Source organism: bacterium (genome assembly GCA_024228115.1).
In the GTDB taxonomy this organism is placed as follows: domain Bacteria; phylum Myxococcota_A; class UBA9160; order UBA9160; family UBA6930.
Map to the genome: position 1 here is coordinate 1 of JAAETT010000176.1, position 20,716 is coordinate 20,716.

Annotated in this window: 35 protein-coding genes; all 35 read right to left on the reverse strand. The window is 62.9% G+C overall.

The genetic code is table 11. From position 1 onward, the window contains the following. Nucleotides 1–83 precede the first annotated feature (83 nt). Entirely contained in the window at nucleotides 84–920 is an 837-nt protein-coding gene (gene lepB / locus GY937_08925; GenBank protein MCP5056831.1) for a signal peptidase I, read from the reverse strand. Beyond that, a complete protein-coding gene (gene lepA / locus GY937_08930; GenBank protein ID MCP5056832.1) occupies nucleotides 917–2,719 on the reverse strand; it encodes an elongation factor 4 in 1,803 nt (600 codons plus the stop codon). Before lepA ends, lepB begins: the two co-directional genes overlap by 4 nt. Then, nucleotides 2,719–3,669, reverse strand: coding sequence for an SDR family oxidoreductase (locus GY937_08935; GenBank protein ID MCP5056833.1), 951 nt, complete (start codon nucleotides 3,667–3,669; stop codon nucleotides 2,719–2,721). Before GY937_08935 ends, lepA begins: the two co-directional genes overlap by 1 nt. Then, entirely contained in the window at nucleotides 3,666–4,565 is a 900-nt protein-coding gene (gene rfbD / locus GY937_08940; protein ID MCP5056834.1) for a dTDP-4-dehydrorhamnose reductase, read from the reverse strand. Before rfbD ends, GY937_08935 begins: the two co-directional genes overlap by 4 nt. A 72-nt stretch (nucleotides 4,566–4,637) precedes the next feature. Continuing rightward, nucleotides 4,638–5,183, reverse strand: a complete 546-nt coding sequence (locus GY937_08945; GenBank protein MCP5056835.1) for an SPOR domain-containing protein — start codon at nucleotides 5,181–5,183, stop codon at nucleotides 4,638–4,640. Beyond that, nucleotides 5,180–6,928, reverse strand: coding sequence for an arginine--tRNA ligase (locus GY937_08950; GenBank protein MCP5056836.1), 1,749 nt, complete (start codon nucleotides 6,926–6,928; stop codon nucleotides 5,180–5,182). Before GY937_08950 ends, GY937_08945 begins: the two co-directional genes overlap by 4 nt. A 33-nt stretch (nucleotides 6,929–6,961) precedes the next feature. Next, nucleotides 6,962–7,276: a hypothetical protein gene (locus GY937_08955; GenBank protein ID MCP5056837.1), complete on the reverse strand. Its 315-nt coding sequence runs from the start codon at nucleotides 7,274–7,276 to the stop codon at nucleotides 6,962–6,964. A gap of 137 nt (nucleotides 7,277–7,413) precedes the next feature. After that, nucleotides 7,414–7,935, reverse strand: a complete 522-nt coding sequence (locus GY937_08960; protein ID MCP5056838.1) for a TlpA family protein disulfide reductase — start codon at nucleotides 7,933–7,935, stop codon at nucleotides 7,414–7,416. Nucleotides 7,936–7,960: 25 nt separating this feature from the next. Next, nucleotides 7,961–8,323, reverse strand: coding sequence for a 50S ribosomal protein L17 (rplQ, locus tag GY937_08965; protein MCP5056839.1), 363 nt, complete (start codon nucleotides 8,321–8,323; stop codon nucleotides 7,961–7,963). A 3-nt stretch (nucleotides 8,324–8,326) separates the two neighbouring features. After that, nucleotides 8,327–9,355, reverse strand: coding sequence for a DNA-directed RNA polymerase subunit alpha (locus GY937_08970; GenBank protein MCP5056840.1), 1,029 nt, complete (start codon nucleotides 9,353–9,355; stop codon nucleotides 8,327–8,329). Nucleotides 9,356–9,373: 18 nt separating this feature from the next. Continuing rightward, nucleotides 9,374–10,003, reverse strand: coding sequence for a 30S ribosomal protein S4 (gene rpsD, locus GY937_08975; protein MCP5056841.1), 630 nt, complete (start codon nucleotides 10,001–10,003; stop codon nucleotides 9,374–9,376). 8 nt (nucleotides 10,004–10,011) lie between these two features. Further along, a complete protein-coding gene (gene rpsK / locus GY937_08980; protein MCP5056842.1) occupies nucleotides 10,012–10,392 on the reverse strand; it encodes a 30S ribosomal protein S11 in 381 nt (126 codons plus the stop codon). 4 nt (nucleotides 10,393–10,396) lie between these two features. Next, entirely contained in the window at nucleotides 10,397–10,780 is a 384-nt protein-coding gene (rpsM, locus tag GY937_08985) for a 30S ribosomal protein S13 (protein ID MCP5056843.1), read from the reverse strand. 3 nt (nucleotides 10,781–10,783) lie between these two features. Continuing rightward, nucleotides 10,784–10,897, reverse strand: a complete 114-nt coding sequence (rpmJ, locus tag GY937_08990) for a 50S ribosomal protein L36 (GenBank protein ID MCP5056844.1) — start codon at nucleotides 10,895–10,897, stop codon at nucleotides 10,784–10,786. A gap of 8 nt (nucleotides 10,898–10,905) precedes the next feature. Further along, nucleotides 10,906–11,475, reverse strand: coding sequence for an adenylate kinase (locus tag GY937_08995; protein ID MCP5056845.1), 570 nt, complete (start codon nucleotides 11,473–11,475; stop codon nucleotides 10,906–10,908). Next, nucleotides 11,472–12,788, reverse strand: a complete 1,317-nt coding sequence (gene secY / locus GY937_09000) for a preprotein translocase subunit SecY (protein ID MCP5056846.1) — start codon at nucleotides 12,786–12,788, stop codon at nucleotides 11,472–11,474. Before secY ends, GY937_08995 begins: the two co-directional genes overlap by 4 nt. Next, nucleotides 12,785–13,225 carry a 50S ribosomal protein L15 gene (rplO, locus tag GY937_09005; protein MCP5056847.1) on the reverse strand — a complete coding sequence of 147 codons (441 nt, stop codon included), beginning with the start codon at nucleotides 13,223–13,225 and terminating at the stop codon, nucleotides 12,785–12,787. The genes secY and rplO overlap by 4 nt, the downstream gene beginning before the upstream one ends. A 2-nt stretch (nucleotides 13,226–13,227) precedes the next feature. Continuing rightward, nucleotides 13,228–13,410: a 50S ribosomal protein L30 gene (rpmD, locus tag GY937_09010; GenBank protein ID MCP5056848.1), complete on the reverse strand. Its 183-nt coding sequence runs from the start codon at nucleotides 13,408–13,410 to the stop codon at nucleotides 13,228–13,230. Then, nucleotides 13,407–13,886 carry a 30S ribosomal protein S5 gene (gene rpsE, locus GY937_09015; GenBank protein MCP5056849.1) on the reverse strand — a complete coding sequence of 160 codons (480 nt, stop codon included), beginning with the start codon at nucleotides 13,884–13,886 and terminating at the stop codon, nucleotides 13,407–13,409. The genes rpmD and rpsE overlap by 4 nt, the downstream gene beginning before the upstream one ends. 22 nt (nucleotides 13,887–13,908) lie before the next feature. Further along, nucleotides 13,909–14,277, reverse strand: coding sequence for a 50S ribosomal protein L18 (locus tag GY937_09020; protein MCP5056850.1), 369 nt, complete (start codon nucleotides 14,275–14,277; stop codon nucleotides 13,909–13,911). Between the two features lie 11 nt (nucleotides 14,278–14,288). Further along, complete coding sequence (rplF, locus tag GY937_09025) at nucleotides 14,289–14,828, reverse strand: 50S ribosomal protein L6 (GenBank protein ID MCP5056851.1); 540 nt, start codon at nucleotides 14,826–14,828, stop codon at nucleotides 14,289–14,291. Nucleotides 14,829–14,868: 40 nt separating this feature from the next. Continuing rightward, entirely contained in the window at nucleotides 14,869–15,264 is a 396-nt protein-coding gene (gene rpsH / locus GY937_09030; GenBank protein ID MCP5056852.1) for a 30S ribosomal protein S8, read from the reverse strand. Between the two features lie 5 nt (nucleotides 15,265–15,269). Beyond that, nucleotides 15,270–15,818, reverse strand: a complete 549-nt coding sequence (gene rplE / locus GY937_09035) for a 50S ribosomal protein L5 (protein MCP5056853.1) — start codon at nucleotides 15,816–15,818, stop codon at nucleotides 15,270–15,272. Continuing rightward, nucleotides 15,818–16,186, reverse strand: a complete 369-nt coding sequence (gene rplN / locus GY937_09040) for a 50S ribosomal protein L14 (GenBank protein ID MCP5056854.1) — start codon at nucleotides 16,184–16,186, stop codon at nucleotides 15,818–15,820. Before rplN ends, rplE begins: the two co-directional genes overlap by 1 nt. 18 nt (nucleotides 16,187–16,204) lie before the next feature. Further along, nucleotides 16,205–16,468, reverse strand: a complete 264-nt coding sequence (gene rpsQ / locus GY937_09045) for a 30S ribosomal protein S17 (protein MCP5056855.1) — start codon at nucleotides 16,466–16,468, stop codon at nucleotides 16,205–16,207. After that, a complete protein-coding gene (gene rpmC, locus GY937_09050) occupies nucleotides 16,465–16,662 on the reverse strand; it encodes a 50S ribosomal protein L29 (GenBank protein ID MCP5056856.1) in 198 nt (65 codons plus the stop codon). Before rpmC ends, rpsQ begins: the two co-directional genes overlap by 4 nt. Further along, entirely contained in the window at nucleotides 16,662–17,075 is a 414-nt protein-coding gene (gene rplP, locus GY937_09055) for a 50S ribosomal protein L16 (GenBank protein ID MCP5056857.1), read from the reverse strand. The genes rpmC and rplP overlap by 1 nt, the downstream gene beginning before the upstream one ends. Before the next feature lie 3 nt (nucleotides 17,076–17,078). Beyond that, a complete protein-coding gene (gene rpsC, locus GY937_09060) occupies nucleotides 17,079–17,759 on the reverse strand; it encodes a 30S ribosomal protein S3 (protein ID MCP5056858.1) in 681 nt (226 codons plus the stop codon). Then, the gene (rplV, locus tag GY937_09065; protein ID MCP5056859.1) at nucleotides 17,760–18,110 is read right to left on the reverse strand and encodes a 50S ribosomal protein L22; all 351 of its coding nucleotides are present in this window, start codon (nucleotides 18,108–18,110) and stop codon (nucleotides 17,760–17,762) included. Beyond that, nucleotides 18,110–18,385 carry a 30S ribosomal protein S19 gene (rpsS, locus tag GY937_09070; protein ID MCP5056860.1) on the reverse strand — a complete coding sequence of 92 codons (276 nt, stop codon included), beginning with the start codon at nucleotides 18,383–18,385 and terminating at the stop codon, nucleotides 18,110–18,112. Before rpsS ends, rplV begins: the two co-directional genes overlap by 1 nt. Nucleotides 18,386–18,388: 3 nt before the next feature. Further along, entirely contained in the window at nucleotides 18,389–19,219 is an 831-nt protein-coding gene (rplB, locus tag GY937_09075) for a 50S ribosomal protein L2 (protein MCP5056861.1), read from the reverse strand. Between the two features lie 4 nt (nucleotides 19,220–19,223). After that, complete coding sequence (gene rplW / locus GY937_09080) at nucleotides 19,224–19,511, reverse strand: 50S ribosomal protein L23 (GenBank protein ID MCP5056862.1); 288 nt, start codon at nucleotides 19,509–19,511, stop codon at nucleotides 19,224–19,226. Further along, nucleotides 19,508–20,155 carry a 50S ribosomal protein L4 gene (rplD, locus tag GY937_09085; GenBank protein ID MCP5056863.1) on the reverse strand — a complete coding sequence of 216 codons (648 nt, stop codon included), beginning with the start codon at nucleotides 20,153–20,155 and terminating at the stop codon, nucleotides 19,508–19,510. Before rplD ends, rplW begins: the two co-directional genes overlap by 4 nt. Nucleotides 20,156–20,157: 2 nt before the next feature. Continuing rightward, complete coding sequence (rpsJ, locus tag GY937_09090; protein MCP5056864.1) at nucleotides 20,158–20,472, reverse strand: 30S ribosomal protein S10; 315 nt, start codon at nucleotides 20,470–20,472, stop codon at nucleotides 20,158–20,160. A 4-nt stretch (nucleotides 20,473–20,476) separates the two neighbouring features. Then, nucleotides 20,477–20,716 (reverse strand): elongation factor Tu (gene tuf / locus GY937_09095; protein ID MCP5056865.1); only part of this gene is annotated, 240 nt, incomplete at its 5' end.

Consider the following 20,716-nt stretch of genomic DNA (forward strand, 5'->3'; position numbering starts at 1 on the left):
ATCGGGAAGGGGCAGAGCCCCTTCCCGATAAGTCAATTGTAAACCCCGTCCCCGCTGGTTGACTTTTCCGCTGTTCGTTGGGGCTACCCGGACGCGTTCTCGGGCGGAGGCGGCATCTCCTCGCCGGCTTCGAAGCACTCATGAAAACCGCCCATCCGGCCCCAACGGGTCTCGGAGGTGAGGTTGCGGATCCAGGTAAGCGGGTTCAGGAGTTCGAGCCAGGCGCCGTTCCAGTTCCACGACCAGTACAGCAGGCCTGCCGGGCCAGCGAGTTCCTGTTTGCGGACCGTGCCGAAGCGGCGACCGTCGTGAGAGTTGTCCCGGTTGTCGCCCATGAAGAAGAAGCGGCCCGGCTTCACCTCGAACTCGGCCACGTCCTGATGCCCCCATTCGGGGTCCTCGAGAATGTAGTGTCTGCAGGTTCCGAGCGTCTCGATCTTGAGGTCGAAGGCGCGTCCCGTTGAATCTTTGAACGTCCGCCCTGTTTCTTCCACCGGTAGCCGCTCGCCGTTGACGATCAGGCGTTGATCGCGAAACGAGATGCGATCGCCGGGCAGGCCGATCAACCGCTTCACGAATGCATCCGTTCGCACGCCCTTCGCCTGATCGAGGGGAAAGATCCCACCATTCGCGCCCCGCGCGAGATCGAAAACCACGACTTCACCCCGCTCGGGCTCGCGGAACCCGGGCAACTGAAGCTCGGTGAACGGCACCCGGGCCCCGAAGATGAACTTGTTCACGAAGACGTGATCGCCGACGAGAAGCGTGGGGAACATCGAGTCCGAGGGGACATAGAAGGTCTGGAACAAGAAGGTCCGGATCAAGAGCGCGACCGCGACGGCCGCCACCAGGGTCGGCAGCTCCTCCATGAAAGTGGGCTTGGCAGGGGCGTCCGTGTTGGCTTCCGATCGCTCGTTCACGCGTCATCTCCGAGCTTTAGCGCCGCCAGGAACGCCTCCTGGGGGATCTCGACGGACCCGACTCTCTTCATCCGACGCTTTCCCGCTTTCTGCTTTTCGAGAAGCTTGCGCTTCCGCGAGATGTCTCCGCCATAGCACTTTGCCGTCACGTTCTTGCGCAGGGCCTTTACCGTGGTTCGTGCCACCACTTTCGCGCCGATGGCCGCCTGAATGGCAACCTCGAACATCTGACGTGGGATGAACTCCTTGAGTTTCCGGGCCAGTTCCGCACCCCGGGTGTGGGCCTTGTCACGGTGGACGATCAAGGAGAGTGCGTCGACCGGCTCTCCGTTCACGAGGATGTCGAGCTTCACGAGCGAAGCGGGCGAATAGCCGACGAGATCGTAGTCATAGGAGCCGAACCCGCGGGTCGCGCTCTTGATGCGATCGTGGAAGTCGGCCACGACCTCGGCCAGGGGCAGTTCGTAGCGAATCTGAACCCGTCCGCCGTGTACCGCCATATCCCGTTGGGCTCCGCGACGCTCCTGACAAAGAGCCATGACAGCGCCGACGTACTCCTGGGGGACATGGATCGTGGCCAGAATCGTCGGCTCGTTGATCGCAGCGATCTCCATGACGTCCGGCAACGCAGCGGGGGTTTCGATCTCGATCGTTTCACCGTCCTTCTTCTCGACGCGGTATCGCACAGTCGGTGCCGTGGTGATCAGATTCAGATCGTATTCTCGCTCGAGGCGCTCCTGAATGATCTCGCAGTGGAGGAAGCCCAGGAAGCCACAGCGAAAGCCGAAGCCAAGTGCCGCGCTGGTCTCGGGCTCATAGTGGAAGGAAGAATCGTTCAGCCGCAACTTCTCCAAGGCAGCCTTGAGCGAGTGATAATCCTCGGCCTCCACCGGGTACAACCCGCTGAAGACCATCGGCTTCACCTCGCGGAAACCCGGCAGGGCTTCCGGCATCGGGGTCTCTGCGGGAACGATCGTGTCGCCGATCTTGACTTCGTCGAGGCTCTTGATGCCGCAGATCACGACACCCACTTCGCCCGCGCCAAGCCGCGTCACACGGCGGGGGTGAGGATCGATGATGTGCAGTTCCTGGACATCATGCTCACTCCCTTGGGCTCGGAGCTTGATCCGGCCGCCCTTCTTGACCTCACCATCCACGACCCGTACCAGGGCAGCCACGCCCACATACGAATCGAACCAGGCGTCGAAGATCAATGCCCGGAGCGGAGCCTCAGGTTCACCTCGGGGCGGCGGAACATTCGCCACGATCCGCTCGAGCAACTCGTCGACTCCCGTTCCCTCCTTGGCGGAGATCGGAAGCACCTCCGCCGCATCCAGGCCAATGACGTCCTCCACTTCCTGAGCCGCGCCCTCCGGATCGGCGGCAGGCAGGTCGATCTTGTTGACGATCGGAATGATCTCCAGATCCGCTTCGATCGCCATATAGGCATTCGCAAGGGTCTGGGCCTCGATTCCCTGGGACGCGTCCACGACCAACACGGCGCCTTCACAAGCTTGAAGTGCGCGAGACACCTCGTAGGAGAAATCCACATGACCGGGGGTATCGATCAGGTTGAGGATGTAGTCCTCCCCGTCTTTGGCCCGGTAGGACATGCGCGCGGTCTGGGCTTTGATGGTGATGCCGCGCTCTTGCTCCAACTCCATCTTGTCGAGGAATTGGGCCCTCTTCTCACGCGCGCCAAGCGTCTCGGTGGCGTCGAGGAGTCGATCCGCCAAGGTGCTCTTGCCGTGATCGATATGCGCGATGATGCAGAAGTTCCGGATCTTGGAAGCGTCCATCAGCCTTTCGAAAGCGCCTCCACGAAGTAGTCGCGCGTGCGCTCGAGCCCCTCAGTGGGGCTGATCTCGGGCTCCCAGCCCAGCACCTTTCGGGCGATTGTGATATCCGGCCGACGAACCCTGGGATCATCCGGGGGCAGCTCACGGTGGACGATCTTCGAAGAGCTCCCCACGAGATCGATGATCTTCTTCGCGAGATCGAGCATCGAGATCTCGGCTTCACTTCCGATATTCACGGGTGTCGGATGGTCCGATCCCAGCAAACGCCACAGGCCCTCGACGAGATTGCTCACATAGTTGATCGAGCGCGTCTGACTGCCATCGCCGTAGACCGTGACGTCCTCGCCGCGAATTGCCTGAGCAAAGAAGTTGGGAATCGCGCGTCCGTCATCGATCCGCATGCGCGGACCGAATGTGTTGAAGATGCGAACGATGCGGGTCTCGACGCCATGGTGGCGGTGATAGGCCATGGTCATCGCCTCGGCGAAGCGCTTCGCCTCGTCGTAGACGCCACGGATGCCCACCGGGTTCACGTTGCCCCAGTAGGTCTCGGGCTGCGGGCTCACGTCCGGATCGCCGTAGCACTCAGAGGTGCTCGCCAGCAGGAATCGAGCGCTCTTCGCTTTGGCCAGGCCGAGGGCCTTGTGCGTGCCCAGCGATCCCACCTTCAGGATCTGGATGGGCAGGCGCTCGAAATCCCTGGGGCTTGCGGGCGAGGCAAAATGCAGGATGGCGTCGAGGTCGCCATCGACATGGAGATAGTTGGTGACGTCATAGTGCTCGAAGGAGAAGCGCGGGTGCCCCAACAACTCGGAAATATTGGCCATGTTGCCGGTCAACAGGTTGTCGAAGATGATGACCTCACAACCCTCTTCGAGCAAACGCCGCGAGAGATGGGATCCAATGAAGCCAGCGCCTCCCGTCACCAGGACCCTGCCAAATTCCGTCATCGAGGTCTTCCTTTCGCACGTGTTGCGGGAGCGTCCGGGCTCTCGAGATAGGCAGCCAGGGCCTCCCGCCAAGGCCGCATCGGCACACCGGCAGCACGGGCTTTGCCGCAGTCGAGCACCGAGTAGCGTGGCCTCGGCGCCGGCAGGTTCAGCGTTTCGGTGGTGATACGATCGATCGGAACCGCTTGGAAGCCGCGTAGATCGAGGGCAGCGCGAGCCACGTCCCACCAGGTGGCCTCGCCGTCATTCGTCACATGAAAAATACCGTTCTCGTCCGCATCGACGAGAAAGAGAATTGCCGTCGCCAGATCTTCCGCCCAGGTCGGGCGGCCCGTCTGATCATCCACGACACGAAGCCCACCGCCCTCTGCAGCGGCCTTCTCCGCTTGCCCGAGTACGGCCCCGACGAAGTTCCGGCCGCGCCCGAACACCCAACTGGTGCGCAGGATGAGCGACCCCGGATCCTCCTCCAGGGCGAGTTTTTCGCCGTCCCACTTTGTTTTCCCATACACGCTGCGGGGTGCAGGACTCGCATCCTCGGCGATCGGATGCTCGGCGTCCCCATCGAAGACATAGTCCGTCGAGATGTGAACGAAGCGGATCCCCAAGCGCTTGCAGAGGCGCGCGAGCCCCGCTGGCGCCAAGGCATTTACCTTGTGAGCGAGGTCGGGTTCCTGCTCACAGCGGTCGACGTGGGTCAGCGCCGCCGCATTGACCAACACATTCGGAAGCCCTCCGGCGAGCCCCTTCAACTCAGTCTCGACGGCGTCCGTATCGGTCACGTCGAGCTCCAGATCCCGCCCGTGAAACACATCGCCTCGAGCTCCGAGCTGGGCACGTAGTGCCGACCCGAGCTGTCCCTCGGAGCCCGTCACGAACCAGCTTCCACCCGTCATCGTGCGTCCCAGGATTCGAAAGGGCTTTCGTGGGTCACCGGAGATCCCCGGACGCCAGATGCATTCCGCATTTCATCGGGGATCCCGAGTCAACACCCAGGTGGGCAGGCGGTGATCCGTCTTCAAGCGCGCTGCAAGCCGCTCGGCTTCTGCGCGTTCCTCCATCGGGCCCACCCGCACCTTGAAGCGGGCCGACCCGCCCGTATCCTCGATGATGTAGACCTCGTAGCCCGCCTTGCCGAGTTTCTGGGCGAGGCTGTCCGCTGCGGCCCGATCGCCGAAGGCCCCGACCTGGATCGCGTGCTGCCCCTCCCGCGGAGAAGGCGCTGCCACTTGAGGACGATCCGGTCGTGCAGCACGAACGGGCTGGGCATCGCTACCCCCGAGCGGCGCAGTCGGTCGCTGTGGTTGCCGCAGCGGCTCGTCGGAGTCTCCCACCACGGGAACCGGCGTCGTTCGTCCACTGAAATGATCGATCACCAGCTCCGGTTCATCCCATGCAGCCCCGGCAACCAGGCCGACCCCGAAGCCCAACACGATCAACACAGCCGCACCACCCAGGGTGGCGAACCAACCCGGGCCCTCATCCTTCTTTCGTCGACGTTCGTTCTCGCTCACATTCGCTCCGGAGCACTCATGCCGAGGAGCTCGAGGCCCCGCGCCAACACGATGCGTACACCGAGGGTGAGACCGAGCCGAGCCGCCGTGAGCCCAGCATCATCGCTGAGAATGACGTGGCCCTTCTTGTCCTGCACATAGGGGCTCCACAATCCGGCGACTTCGCGCAGGTAGTAGGCGACGTGATGAGGTGCTCGGGTTTCGGCAGCACGAAGCGCAACCTCGGGGAATTCACCCAGCTTCTTGATCAGCTCGATCTCCTCTGGCAAGGCCAGTCGGGCAGGTTCGACATCGTCTACGCCGGGCATCGGGATACCGCGAGCCTGCGCCTGACGTTCGATGCCATGAGTGCGGGCGTGGGCATATTGGAGGTAGTAGGCCGGATTCTTCGTCCAATCTTCCTCTTCAGCCAGCTCCACATCGAAATCGAGGTGGCTCTCGGGGCGCCGCTGGACCATGAAGAGTCGAAACACATCCAGGCCCACGTCCTCGAGCAGCTCGTCGACCGTCACGAAGGTCGCTTTGCGGGTCGATTGTTTGACCGTCTTCCCCCCGCGTGAGAGCGTCACGAACTCATGGAATACGAATTCGATGCGATCCGGGTCATGCCCCAATGCCTGGATGGCCGCGCACACGAACGGGCCCTGATCCTTATGATCCGCACCCTGCACGTCGATCACCGTCTCGAAGCCCCGGTCGAATTTCACACGGTGGTAGGCGATATCCGGGAGCAGATACGTGGGTTCACCACTGCTCTTCACGAGCACACGATCCCGATCCAGGCCGAGTTCGGAATAGCGAAACCAGGTAGCACCCTCGTCCTCGTAGACCCGCCCTGTCTCACGCAACGCACCTAGCGTCTCTTCGATCTTGCCTTCCTCGTAGAGACTGTTCTCGTTGTAGTAGACGTCGAAGTGGATCCCGATGGATTCCAGCGTCCCGCGAATCTCGGCAAAGAGCGTCTCCTCCGCAGTCTCCCTGAACCGGCCCTCTCCCGTTTCGTCCACAAGGGCTTCTCCATCGGAATCGATCAGCGCCTGGGCGATCTCCCCGATGTAGCCGCCCTGATAGCCATCGCGAGGGAACACGACGGGCAAGCCGCCGATCTCATCGGACCATGCGACTTCCTCGTTCGAGAGCGCCCCCGGATCCGGCGGCGCCGCCCTACCGAGGAGTTCCAGATACCGAGCCCGGACCGAATCCCCGAGCACGCGCATCTGACGCCCGCCGTTGTTGAAGTAGTACTCGCGCGTCACCTGGTAGCCCGCGTTGTCGAGCAAGCGCGCAATGCAATCGCCCAGGATCGCCTGCCGGCCATGGCCGATGCTCAGCGGGCCGGTCGGGTTGGCGGATACGAACTCGACTTGCACCGGAACGTTCTTGCCAACGTCGCTCTGCCCGAAACGATCTCCTGCCCGCAGCAGATCTCCGAGCATCGCCTGCCAGCGTTCGCCGGCGAGCCAGAAGTTCACGAAGCCCGGCCCCGCGACTTCCGCCCGAGCCACCAGGCCGTCGGCATCCCCCAGCTCTTCGATCAAGGCAGCCGCGATCTCGCGCGGTGACTGCTTCAGCCGCTTGGCCAACACCATGGCGCTGTTGCAGGCGAAGTCGCCATGCTCCTTCTGCCTGGGCGAATCCACGACAACGGGCGGCACGGCAGCCTCGTCGCCTGCCGCCACCAACAGCCGACCAAGGGCCAGCTGAATCTGCTCCGCCAATCGCTCCCGCATCGTCTCCTCGGCCACGGTTCCCCAGGCGCAATACGCCCGCGGATCGGCCTACGGATGGCCCAGGACCGTGCCTTCTGGCCGGTCGCGCAAGATCACGACCGTGTCCCCGGACCTCGCGAGCCCCAGATCCTCGCGAATGGCGGCTTCGATGGCGAGGGGGGCCGCCTCGAGCCGACCCGCCTGAGCCTCCAGGCCCTCGATCCCCTGCTCCAGGCTCGCAATGCGGCCATGAGCAGCGGCCAGATCGCCCCTCAGGCTGATCCAGCGACGAATTCCCGTCTCCGGATCCAGCCAGGCGAAGAGCCAGGCTGCGGCCAGGATCGCGGGCGCAAGCCAAGCCTGTCGCGTTCTCAGTCGCACCACCTACCCCCCGCGGGAGGATACCGATCCATCGCCCTGGGGGGAAGCGGAAGCGGGGACGTTCCTTGCGAACTTGCGTTTCTCGGAATGCGGGGTCCCCCCGCAGCCCGAGAAACGCAAGTTCGCAAGGAACGTCCCCGCTAGCCCTCGTCGAGCAGACGCTCGATCCGGCTCACGTAGGCGGGCGCGTCCCACTCCCGGGGCCCGATGTAGCGTTCGATCAGCACACCATCTCGGCCAACCAGGAAGCTCTCCGGGTAGCGGAAGCTCTGGTAGTCGGCCGCTGCGGTCTTCTCGGAGTCCATCAGGATGGGAAATGTGAGGCCATGCAGATCACGAAACGCGCGAACCGGTTCTTCGCCCTCATCCACCGAAACGGCCAGGAGTTCGAAGCCGCGCGATTGGAGCGCTGAATAGAGGCGCTCCATGGCGGGCATTTCGTCCTCGCAGGGCTTGCACCAGGTTGCCCAGAAGTTCACGAGCACCACCTGGCCGCGCAGGCTCTCGAGGCCAACCGCCTTGCCATCGAGCCCTTGCAGCTCGAAGAGTGGAGCCGACAGACCGGCTTCGACCGGTGCCGGGAACCGGGCTTCGGAGAGAAGCCAGACGACCCCGATTGCGATGCCCAGGCCGAGAAGCAAGGCCCCGCTGCGGCGTCTCATCTCACCTCTCCTTCCGGAAAAGCGGTCAGCTGCTGCGATCGACCAGCTCGACGAGCGACATCGGCGCAGCATCTCCGACGCGTTGGCGAACCTTCAAGACGCGGGTGTAACCACCGGCCCGTGCCTCGTAGCGAGTTGCCAACTCGTCGAAGACCTTGGCGGTGATCTTCTTGTCCCGAATGACCGAGAGCGCCTGACGACGGGCGTGGAGATCGCCCCGTTTGCCAAGCGTGATCATCTTGTCCGCGATTCGCCGGAGTTCCTTGGCCTTGGTATCGGTCGTCTCCACGACCTCATGGTCGAGGAGCGATGTCACCATGTTGCGCAGGAGCGCCTTCCGGTGGGCGCTGGTGCGCCCGAGCTTTCCATGACGTTTGCGATGCCGCATCGGTTAGGCCTCTCGGTCTCGCGACCGCTGATCGAGCTCCTTGCGGGAGGGGTAGTTCTCGAGAACGATGCCGCCCAGCTCGAGATTCATGGTGGCGAGAACCTCCTTGATCTCGTTCAAGGACTTCCGGCCGAAGTTCTTCGTCTTCAGCATCTCGCCCTCGGTGCGCTGCACCAGCTCACCGATGTAGCGGATGTTGGCGTTCTGAAGGCAGTTGGCCGAACGAACCGAGAGTTCGAGTTCGTCCACCGACCGGAACAGGTTCGGATTCAGCGGCTCGGGCTCATCTGCCGCCGAGACCGTCGTTTCTTCGGGCTCCTCGAAGTTGATGAAGATCGCCAGCTGGTCCTTCAGGATCTTGGCGCCGTAGGCCACGGCATCCGCCGGCTCGAGTGAGCCATCGGTCCAGACCTCCAGGTTCAGGCGGTCGAAATCGGTCTCACGCCCCACGCGGGCAGGAGTCACCGAGTAGTTGACCTTTCGAACCGGCGAGAAGATCGAGTCGATCGGGATCGTTCCGATCGGCATGTCCTCTTGCTTGTTCTTCTCCGCTCGTCGGTAGCCCTTGCCGAGCTCGACCGTGCACTCCAGGTCCAGATCCGCCTCGCCTGTCAGCGTGCAGATCTTTTGATCCGGATTCATGATCTCGACGGTCTGGTCGGCGGATTCCAGCTCTCCCGCGAGGAGGACGCCTTCACCGCTCTTGCGGACGCGTAGGGTCTTGGTCCCCTCCGCGTGCATCCGCAGCCGAACCTCCTTCAGGTTCAGGATGATGTCCGTCACGTCTTCGGCGACTCCGGGAATCGTCGAGAACTCGTGAAGGACATCCGTGATTCGCACGGAGGTGATGGCCGCACCCTGGAGCGACGAGAGCATGACCCGTCGCAGGGAGTTGCCGAGCGTCTGCCCGAACCCGCGTTCGAGGGGCTCGCACGAGAAGCGGTTGTAGGTCAGCTCACGGGCATCGCCCGCATCCAGCCGCCGCGGTCGGATGAGCTGACGCCAGTTCCGGGTAATGAGTTCTTGCTGCATTGGGTTCCCCCCTCCGCGCTAGTAGCGCGAGTAGAGCTCGACGATCAGCTGCTCTTCGATCGGAAGCGTGATGTCCTCACGCTGCGGAAGCGCCGTCACCGTGCCCACGAATTGTTCTTTCTCGATTTCGAGCCACCCGGGAACCGCGCGGCTCTCGAGGGTCTCGAGAGCGCCCACGACCCGGGCGACCTCTCGGGATTTCTCCCGTACGACGATCTTCATCCCCGGCTTCACGAGGAAGGAAGGCGTCGTCGTCTTCCGCCCGTTCACGAGGAAGTGGCCATGCTTCACGAGTTGGCGCGCTTCGGCCCGCGACGTGGCAAAACCCATGCGGAAGACCACGTTGTCCAGGCGTCGCTCCAGAAGCCCGAGCAGGTTCTCACCCGCCCTGCCCTTCATCTGGGTGGCCTTGTAAACGGTCGCAGCAAACTGCTTTTCGAGCAGCCCATACATCCGCTTCACCTTCTGCTTCTCGCGCAGCTGAACGCCGTAATCCGAGAAACGCGGCCGGCCCTGGCCGTGCTGACCGGGCGGATAGGCCCGCCGATCCACGGAGCAGCGCTCGCTATAGCAGCGATCGCCCTTCAAGAAGAGCTTCGTCCCCTCGCGGCGACACAGCCTGCAAACTGAACCTCGATACCTTGCCATGGCGTCTCCTAGACCCGCCGCCGCTTGGGCGGGCGGCAACCATTGTGGGGAACCGGGGTGACGTCGCGGATCATGCTGACGCGGATTCCGGCGGCCTGGAGGGCCCGAAGTGCTGATTCGCGACCAGCCCCCGGCCCCTTTACGTACACGGAAAGGGTCCGAACCCCATGCTCCATGGCACGCTTGGCGCAATCCTCGGCAGCCACCTGGGCCGCAAAGGGCGTCGACTTCCGCGATCCCTTGTAGTGCTGCCCGGCGCTTCCCCACGCCAGGGTCCCACCGGTCGGGTCGGTGATCGTAATGATCGTATTGTTGAACGTCGACTGGATGTGAGCCACACCCGTCGCGATGTTCTTCTTGACCTTCTTCTTCGAGCCCTTCTTCACCATGGTCCTACTTCTTCGTCAGGGTCTTCTTCTTCCCTGCGACTGTCTTGCGCGGGCCCTTGCGGGTACGCGCGTTGGTATGGGTCCTCTGGCCACGCACGGGAAGCCCCCGGCGATGGCGCAAGCCTCGATAGCAACCGATATCCATCAGCAGCTTGATGTTCTGGGAGACCTCCCGCCGCAGATCACCTTCGACCTGGTAGTCCCGCTCGATGATCTCGCGAAGCTTGATCACTTCGCCCTCACCAAGATGATCGGTCTTCGTATTCGCGCTCACCTCGGCCTTCTCACAGATATCCGCAGCCAGGCTGCGGCCGATCCCGAAGATGTAGGTGAGTGAAATTCCGATTTGTTTGTTGCGCGGAAGGTCCACGCCTGCGATTCGTGCCATGCCCTACCCCTGTCGCTGCTTGTGCTTCGGGTTCTCACAGATGACGCGAACTACGCCGCGCCTCCGGATGATCCGGCACTTTTCACACATCTTCTTGACGGATGCCCGAACTTTCATCTCGGCTCCTATTCGAGGGCGGCAGCGACGCGCGCTGCCACCTCGTCGATCTCACCGAGGCCATCGACCTCGACGAGAATATCCCTCTCATCGTAATACTCGATCAGCGGCGCGGTCTTCTCGTTGTAAAGAGTCATCCGGTTTCGGATGGCAACCTCGTTGTCATCGGAGCGTCCCTCGATCTCGGAACGCTTGAGAAGCCGCTTCACCAACTCCTCCGCATCGGCCGTGAGGACGATGCAGCACTCGAGCTTGCATCCGAGCTTCGGAAGCAGCCCATCCAGGGCCTCGGCCTGGGCACGGGTCCTTGGGAAACCGTCGAGAATGAACCCGCTCGCGGCGTCGGGCTGACCGAGGCGCTCCTCGGCCACACCGATCACGACACTGTCGGGTACGAGGCCACCGGCGTCCATATGCGCCTTGGCCTTTTCTCCCACCTCGGAGCCTGCGGCGACGGCCTCGCGCAGCATCTCACCGGTCGAAATCTGGGGAATTTCGAGTTTCTCCGCCAGGCGCACGGCTTGGGTTCCCTTGCCAGCTCCGGGGGGGCCGAGAAGTAGCAGGCGACGAGCCGTCATTGGCCCAACCGCCCGCGCATTCGCGCACCCTGGACGAATCCCTCGTATTGACGGGAAACCAGGTGAGCTTCGATCTGAGCCATCAGATCCATGCTCACGCCGACCACGATCAGCAAGGCCGTCCCACCGAAATAGAACGGCACCCGCGCCCAGATCGAGAGCAGCACCGGCACCAGGCAGATCCCGGCGACGTAGAGGGCGCCCACCATCGTGATGCGCCCGAGGACGCGATCGATGAACTCTGCCGTCTTCTTGCCTGGCCGCACACCGGGGATGGACCCACCGGAGCGCTTCAGGTTGTCGGCCACGTCATCGGGATTGATGATGATCGCGGTGTAGAAGAAGGCGAAGAAGACGATCAACCCGACATAGAGAGCGTTGTACCAGAAGCCACCGAAGTTCAGGTAGTCCTGGAAGAAGCGATTGACGGCGGAGTCGGCGTCGGTGAATTGAGTGATCGTCGTCGGGAAGATCAACAGCGAGGACGCGAAGATCGGCGGGATCACGTTGGCCGTGTTCACGCGCAACGGGAAATAGCTCATGCCGCCCTGGGTCATCTTGCGGCCTACGACCCGCCTCGCGTACTGGACCGGAATCCGGCGCTGGCCACGCTCGACGAAGACGACGAAGCCAGTGAGCACGATGACGAAACCGAGCAGGAGGATGACCTGCAGCAGCGAGAACTCATCGGTCTGAACCAACTGCCAGAGCTGGGCCAGGCCACCCGGGATTCCGACGATGATTCCCGAAAAGATCACCAGGGAGATGCCGTTGCCGATACCGCGCTCGGTGATCTGCTCGCCGAGCCACATGATGAAGGCGGTGCCCGTCGTGAGCGTGATCATCGCCATCAACTTGAACTGGAGACCCGGATCGAGAACCGCACCGGAGCCGAACGAACCGCTTTCGAGCGCTGAAGCGATCAACAGGCTCTGGAAGATCGAAAGCACGACCGTGCCGTAGCGCGTGTACTGGCTGATCTTCCGATTGCCACTCTCGCCCTCCTTCTTGAGAGCTTCGAGCGACGGGATCACCACGGTCAGGAGCTGCATGATGATCGATGCGCTGATGTAGGGCATGATGCCGAGCGCAAAGATCGAGAGCTGCTCCAGTGCACCGCCCGAGAAGACATTGAACAGGGCGAAGGCCGTCCCCGACACCTGGGTGTCGAAGAACTGCTTGATCACTTCCGGGTTGATTCCCGGTGTCGCGATCTTCGCACCCACCCGGTACACCGCGAGCATGCCGAGCGTGAACAGGATCCGGTTCCGAAGTTCCGTGATCCGTCCGATGTTCTGGACGCCTCCGATCAACCGACGATCTCCACGCTTCCGCCTGCGGCCTCGACCTTTTCTCGGGCCGAGGCGCTGGCCCGCTGGACCTTGATCGTGATCTTGGAGGGCGCATCTCCCTCGGCGAGGAGCTTCACCGGAGCCTTGCCCGAGGCGAGTCCCTTGCGCACCAACATCTCGACATCCACGGTGACGCCATCGCCCAGATCCGCGAGGTCGCGAAGGTTCACGATCTCGACCGGCTTGCGGTGGATATTCGTGAATCCACGCTTGGGAATCCGGCGCACGAGCGGCATCTGCCCGCCTTCGAACCAGAGCGGCGTCTCCCGCCCTGCGGAACGATGGCCCTGGCCCTTGTCGCCGCGACCGGCAGTCTTGCCGTTCCCGGAACCCGGACCCCGGCCCACCCGCTTCCTGCGATGACGCGCGCCATGCTTCGGCTCTAGCCGATCCAGCATCGCTACTCCTCCACCCGTACGAGGTGCACGACCTTGGCGATCATGCCGCGTACTGCCGGCGTATCTTCGACCATGGCCGAATGACGAATGCCGCGCAGGCCGAGCCCGCGCAGCGTCGAACGTTGCTTCTGGGTGAAGCCAATCCCGCTCTTCACCTGTGTCACTCGGATCTTCGCATCACTCATCGGGCCAACTCGGCGCGGCGCTGATCGGGATCGCGAAGCTCCTGGAGTGCCGTGATGGTGGCATTGACGGTATTGCGGGGATTGTTCGTCCCCAGGTTCTTCGAGAGCACGTCCCGGACACCTGCGGATTCCAGGACGGCGCGAACGCCACCACCGGCAATCACGCCCGTTCCGGCAGAGGCCGGCTTCAACAACACACGGCCGGCACCGAAGCGCCCAAGGATCGCGTGAGGCAGCGTGCCTTCGACGAGCGGTACGCTCACCAGGTTCCTGCGTGCGCGGTCGACGCCCTTGCGAATGGCCTCCGGCACCTCACCGGCTTTCCCGAGACCCACTCCGACAACCCCTGCACCATCGCCTACGACGACGAGTGCGCTGAAGCTGAACCGCCGACCACCCTTGACGACCTTCGCAACCCGGTTGATATGGATCACCCGGTCGGTCAGTTCGTAGTCGTTGGCGTTGAGTCGTTCCATTCGATGGATGTTCATGAATGCCTCAGAAACGGAGGCCGGCCTCGCGGGCCGCCTCCGCAAGCGCCTTGACGCGCCCGTGGTATTGGAAGCCGTTCCGATGGAACACCACTTCCTCGATCTGCTTTTCCTTGGCCACGGCGGCAATCGCCGCCCCGACCTTCTTGGCTGCCTCTACGTTGCCCGTGCCTCCACCGGCGACGACCTGCTTGGCGCGGGTCGAAGAGGCGGCCAGGGTCTTGCCCGAGACCGGATCGATCAATTGGGCATAGATATGCTTGGAGCTCCGGAACACGAGGAGCCGCGGACGCGTCGAGCCAGCGACCGATCGCGTCACACGACGGCGACGTGCAATCTGCTTGGCGTACCGGGGATTGCGGATCTTTCTCTTCATCTTCCTCTCCCCTAACCGACTGCGGCCTTGCCGACCTTGCGGCGGACCTGCTCATCGACGTAGCGGACGCCCTTGCCCTTGTAGGGCTCCGGCGGTCGCAACGCGCGGACCTCGGAGGCGAACTGGCCGACCTGGCCCTTGTCCGCACCTTCGATCTTGATCTTCGTATTCTCTTCCACCGCGACCTTCAGCCCCTCGGGAACTGGCATCTCGACCGGATGGGAAAAGCCGAGCAGCAGCTTCAGGGTCTTCCCGGCCGCCTCCGCCCGATAGCCCACCCCGATGATCGAGAGTTCCTTGCTGAAACCGTTGGTCACACCGGTGACCATGTTCGCCAGAAGTGCGCGGGCCAGACCGTGAAGCGCCCGGGTCTTCTTGCTCTCATCAGGTCGCGTGAGCGTGACGTTGCCATCGTCCACGCTGATCTGGATTTCTGCGGGCAGCCGATTCGAGAGGGTCCCCTTCGGGCCCTTCACCTCGACCTGCACTCCCTTCTGACTCACGGACACGCCGCTCGCCAGCTGGATGGGACGATTGCCGATGCGCGACATCGCTACCTGTCCTCGTCAATGAGTTGGAAGTTGGACATGGCTACCAGACCTCGCACATGATCTCGCCGCCCACGCATTGCTCCCGGGCGGCGTCATCCGTGAGCACACCCTTCGGCGTCGAGAGCACGGCAATCCCCAAGCCATTGCGTACCTTGGGGATCTCCTTGGCGCCGACGTAGACGCGGCGACTCGGCTTCGACACGCGGCGAAGGCCGTCGATGATCATGCGTCCATTGTGGCCATAGCGGAGCTTCAAGCGGAGCACCGGGCGCCCTGCTTCGGCCTCGAGGACGACCTCGTCGAGAAAACCCTCGGCCTCGAGCACCTTGGCGATCGCCAGTTTCAGCTTCGTCGAGGGACAAGTCGTCTCCAGCTGGCCCGCAATGCCCGCATTGCGGATGCGCGCGAGCATGTCTGCGACGGAATCGGTCATCATGGCCTTTACCCCTGGTTCCGGAACGGCATGCCGAGATGTGCGAGGAGCGCCTTCGCTTCGGCGTCGGTGCGCGCACTCGTCACGACGGTGACGTTCATTCCGGTGATCTTCTCGACCTGGTCATAGTCGACTTCCGGGAAGATGATCTGCTCCCGGATACCGAGCGTGTAGTTGCCGCGGCCGTCGAAAGCCTTCGGCGAAGTCCCTCGGAAGTCGCGAACTCGCGGCAAGGCGACATTCAACAGCCGGTCGAGGAATTCCCACATACGAACTCCGCGCAGGGTCACCATCGTCCCGATGGGCTGCCCCTGCCGGAGCTTGAAGTTGGCGACCGATTTTCGCGCGCGGCGGATGAGCGCCTTCTGCCCGGTAATCAACGCAAGCTCTTCCGCAGCCTTGTCGAGAAGCTTCGGATTCTGCGTCGCCTCGCCGAGGCCGACGTTCACCACCACCTTTTCGATGGTCGGTACCTGGTGCGGGTTTACGTAGGAGAACTCCTCCCGGAGCTTCCCATGGATCTCCGAGCGATATCGCTCGAGAAGCCGAGGTGTCATCACAGCACCTCCGGTGCGAGAGAGATGATCTTCATGAAACGATGGGCCCGGAGTTCCCGAGCCACGGGGCCGAAGATGCGTGTCCCGACCGGCTCCTGCCCCTGGTCGAGCAACACAGCGGCGTTGTCGTCGAACTTGATGTGGGATCCGTCCGGGCGCGCGATGCCCTTCGCGGTGCGAACCACGACGGCGCGTCGCACCTCGCCCTTCTTCACCCGTGCGTTCGGGATGGCATCCTTCACGGTCACGACGATCACGTCACCGATCGAGGCGTATCTGCGTCGGGTGCCGCCGAGCACGCGGATACACGCCACTTTTCGGGCGCCCGAGTTATCGGCTACTTCCAGCGTAGATTCAGGCTGGATCATTGCTTGTTCTCCGCCCGCCTAGACCTGGGTCGATTTGACGAGCGTCGACTGCACCTTCCAGCGCTTCCGCTTGGAAAGAGGCCGATGCTCGATGATTTGCACGCGGTCACCCACCGCGCATCCGTTCTCTTCATCGTGCGCCATGAACCTGGCGTGGCGACGAATGTACTTCTTGTACCTGGGATCCTTTACCAGACGTTCGACGCGAACGACGACGGTCTTGTCCATCTTGTCGCTCACGACGACGCCCTCGAGGGTCCGTCGGGTTCCACGCTGTGTCACTGATCTGCTCCACGCTTCTCTCGCAGGATCGTCTCCACGCGAGCAACGTTACGCCGTAGGGTGCGAAGCTTCGCCGTATCCTCGAGCTGGCCCGTGGCCTTTCGCAAGCGGACATTGACGAGCTCGGTTCGCATCTCTTCGCTCTTGGCGAGAAGTTCTTCCGAGGACAGGTCTCGAAGCTCTCCTGCCTTCATTACCATTCCTCCCGAATGGTGAAACGGGTCGAGAGCGGCAGCTTGTGGGCCGCCAGCCGAAATGCCTCTCGCGCTACCGCCTCCGGAACGCCTTCCATCTCGTACAGCATGCGACCGGGTTTCACGACGGCCACCCACTCTTCCGGGTTGCCTTTGCCCTTACCCATCCGGGTTTCTGCGGGCTTCTTTGTGATGGGCTTGTCCGGGAACACCCGGATCCAGATCTTCCCACCGCGCTTCACGTGACGCGTCATCGCGATCCGGGCCGCCTCGATCTGACGAGCCGTCAAACGACCGCCGTTCATCGCCTGGAGCCCGAACTCGCCAAACGAGACATTGCTGCCTCGGTAGGCTTTGCCGCGCATGCGGCCCTTCATCACCTTGCGGTGTTTGACCTTCTTGGGCTGGAGCATTTCCTACCTCACCCCATCGTCGGCGATGCGCTGGGAGAGGATGCCCTCTCGCAACTGTCCGGGCGGTACGTCGCCCTTGAAGATCCAGACCTTGACTCCGATCACACCGTAGGTCGTCTTGGCCTCGGCGGTTCCGAACTCGATGTCGGCTCGGAGCGTATGAAGCGGGACGCGACCCTCGGCATAGCGTTCGCGGCGACCCATCTCCGCACCACCCAGCCGGCCACCGCACTCGATGCGAATGCCCTTGGCGCCGAACTTCATGGTGGACGTCATGGCTTTCTTCATCGCGCGCCGGAATGCCACCCGGCGCTCCATCTGCAGGGCGATGTTCTCCGCGACGAGTTGTGCATCGAGTTCCGCTTTCCGGATCTCCTTGATGTTGATGAAGATCTCATGGGGCGTGAACTTCTTCAGCTCGTCACGAAGCACCTCCACCTCGGCGCCACGCTTCCCGATCAGGATCCCGGGGCGAGCCGTGTGGATGTTGATGACGCATTTCTCGCCTGTGCGATCGATGACCACCTTCGAGATGCCCGCGTGATAGAGCTTCTTCTTGATGTGCTTGCGAATGCCATGGTCTTCGAGGACCTGATCCGCATAGCGCCGCTCCTCGAACCAATTGGATTTCCATCCATAGAGGGTTCCAAGACGGAATCCGTAGGGGTGGACTTTTTGTCCCACCTAGCGCTCCTCCAGCTCGACGGTGACGTGACTGGTCTTGTGCTGAATCCACGCGGCACGGCCCTGTGCCCGCGCGCGAATCCGCCACATCTTCGACCCTTCGTCGACCGTGATCTTCGAGACGATCAGGTTGTCGATATCGATGCCCGCTTTGTCGCGAGCGTTCTTCTCTTCTGCGTTGGCCACGGCCGAACGCACGAGCTTGGCGAGCGGCCGGGAAAAGCGCTTGCCCGAGAGGTCGAGCAGGTTCAGTGCATCCTCGACCTGCCGCCCACGAATCACATCCGCCACCAGGCGGGCCTTGCGGGCGCTGACACGGTAGCCCTGCAGCTTCGCCGTTGAAGAGGCCATTAGCGCCGGACCTTCCTGTCGGTCGCATGGCCCGTGAACTTCCGGGTCGGAGCGAATTCGCCGAGGCGATGCCCCACCATGTTCTCGGTCACGTAGACCGGCATGAAGAGCTTGCCGTTGTGGACATGGAAGGTGAGGCCGACCATCTCCGGCGTGATCATGGATCGCCGTGACCAGGTCTTGATCACCTGCTTCGAATCCGTGGCCACTGCGACGTCGACCTTCTTCTGAAGGCTCGTATCGACGAACGGTCCCTTTTTGAGTGAACGTGCCATCGCCTACTTCTTTCCTCGTCGCTTGACGATGTACTTGTCAGAGCGGTGATTGCTTCGGGTCTTGTGACCTTTGGTGGGCTTGCCCCAGGGCGTGCAGGGATGACGGCCGCCGGCGCTCTTGCCCTCGCCTCCACCCATCGGGTGGTCGACCGGGTTCATTGCCACGCCGCGAACGTTGGAACGCTTCCCCTTCCAACGTGAGCGGCCAGCCTTGCCGATACGCTGATTCTCGTGCTCGAGGTTTCCCACCTGCCCGACCGTCGCCATGCAACGGACATGGATCAAGCGGTTCTCACCGCTGGGCATCCGCAACGTGACGTAGTTGCCTTCGCGGGCCATGAGCTGAGCGCCCGTTCCAGCGGCTCGCACCAGTTGGGCGCCCTTGCCCGGCTTCATCTCGATGGCATGAAGCACCGTACCCAACGGAATCTTCTCGAGCGGTAGCGCGTTTCCAGGTCGGATTTCCGCGTCCGGGCCGGACTGAATGGTATCGCCAACGCGCACGCCCGCCGGGGCGAGGATGTAGCGCTTCTCGCCATCTGCATAGTGGAGCAGAGCGATCCGTGCAGACCGATTCGGATCGTATTCGACGGCGGCCACCTTGGCAGGCACTCCCGGCTTGTTGCGCCGGAAGTCGATCACGCGGTATCGGCGCTTGTGGCCACCACCGCGATGCCAGGAGGTGATGCGGCCATAGCCGTTGCGTCCACCAGACTTGCTCACACGCCCGGTCGTGAGTGAGCGCTCGGGCTTCGCCTTCGTCACTTCCGCGAAATCCGAGACGCTCATCTTGCGACGTCCGGGCGAGGTCGGTTTGTAGATTCGAACCGGCACCTTTTCAGACTCCCTCGTAGAACTCGATGGACTGACCCTCGGCCAGGGTCACCATCGCCTTCTTCCATTCCGACTTGCGGCCCGTGAACTTCCCGACCCGGCGCGTCTTGCGCGGCATCCGGCTCGTACGCACATCGAGGACGTCCACCTGCCAGATGGATTCGACGGCCTCTTTGATCTGCGCCTTGTTCGCGTGCGGGTTCACGGCCAGGGTCACCACATTCGCGAGTTCGCGAGCGACGGTGCTCTTCTCCGTGACGACCGGACGTAGAACGACCTCCTGGAATCTCATGCCTGGGCCTCCCCACCCGCGCCGAGCCGGCCGTGGATCCCGTCCAGGGCGGCCTGCACGATCACGAGCTTCTCGTGCCGCAGGACATCGTGGACATTCAAGCCTTCGGCCCGAATCACGCCGACGCCCGGCAGGTTGCGAGCCGACAACTCCAGATGCGGCGTGGCTTCCTGGATCACGATCAGGACGGAAGAACCGGCCAGACCGAGGCCTTCGAGGCTCTCCACGACCCGACGCGTCTTGAACTCTCCCGGGTCGAACGCATCGACGACGGTAACCGCCGCTTCCTGCTGGCGAAGCGACAATGCACATCGAAGAGCCGCACGCCGGGTCTTCTTGGTGAGCTTGTGGCTGTAGCCGCGCGGCACGGGACCGAATACCGAACCACCGCCGGCGAACTGCGGCGCACGAATCGTTCCCTGACGAGCACGACCGGTTCCCTTCTGCCGGTAGGGCTTCGCTCCGCCGCCGGAAACCGCCGCACGGTTCTTCGTGGCATGGGTGCCTGCCCGCCGGCCCGCCAGCTGGCGGCGAACCTCGGCATGGAAGAGATGGGGCTTCACGACGGTCTCGAAGACCACCGGGTCGAGCTCGGCCGAGCCAGCCTTGCCCCCTCCAATCTTGGTGACGTCCACGGTTGCCATGGCTACAGCTTGATCTCCACGTCCACACCTGCAGCCAGCTCGAGCTTCATCAACGCGTCGACCGTCTGCGGGGTCGGCTCGAGGATGTCGATCAGGCGCTTGTGCGTACGCATTTCGAACTGCTCACGAGATTTCTTGTCGATATGAGGGCCACGAAGCACGGTGTACTTGTTGATCGCCGTGGGCAGCGGGATCGGCCCGGCCACACGGGCGCCGGTGCGAATCGCCGTATCCACGATCTCCCCGGCACTCTGGTCGAGGAGCTTGTGATCGTACGCCTTCATGCGAATGCGAATCTTGGAAGCTAGTTCTGCCATCTGTTTACTCGATGATCTCGGTGACGACGCCGGAGCCGACCGTTCGACCGCCCTCGCGGATGGCGAAGCGCTGCTCGCGATCCATGGCGATCGGCGTGATCAGCTCCACCGTCATCTCGATATTGTCTCCGGGCATCACCATCTCCGTGCCGTCCGGCAGGTGGGCAACACCCGTCACGTCCGTCGTGCGGAAGTAGAACTGCGGGCGGTAGCCCGTGAAGAACGGCGTATGCCGCCCTCCTTC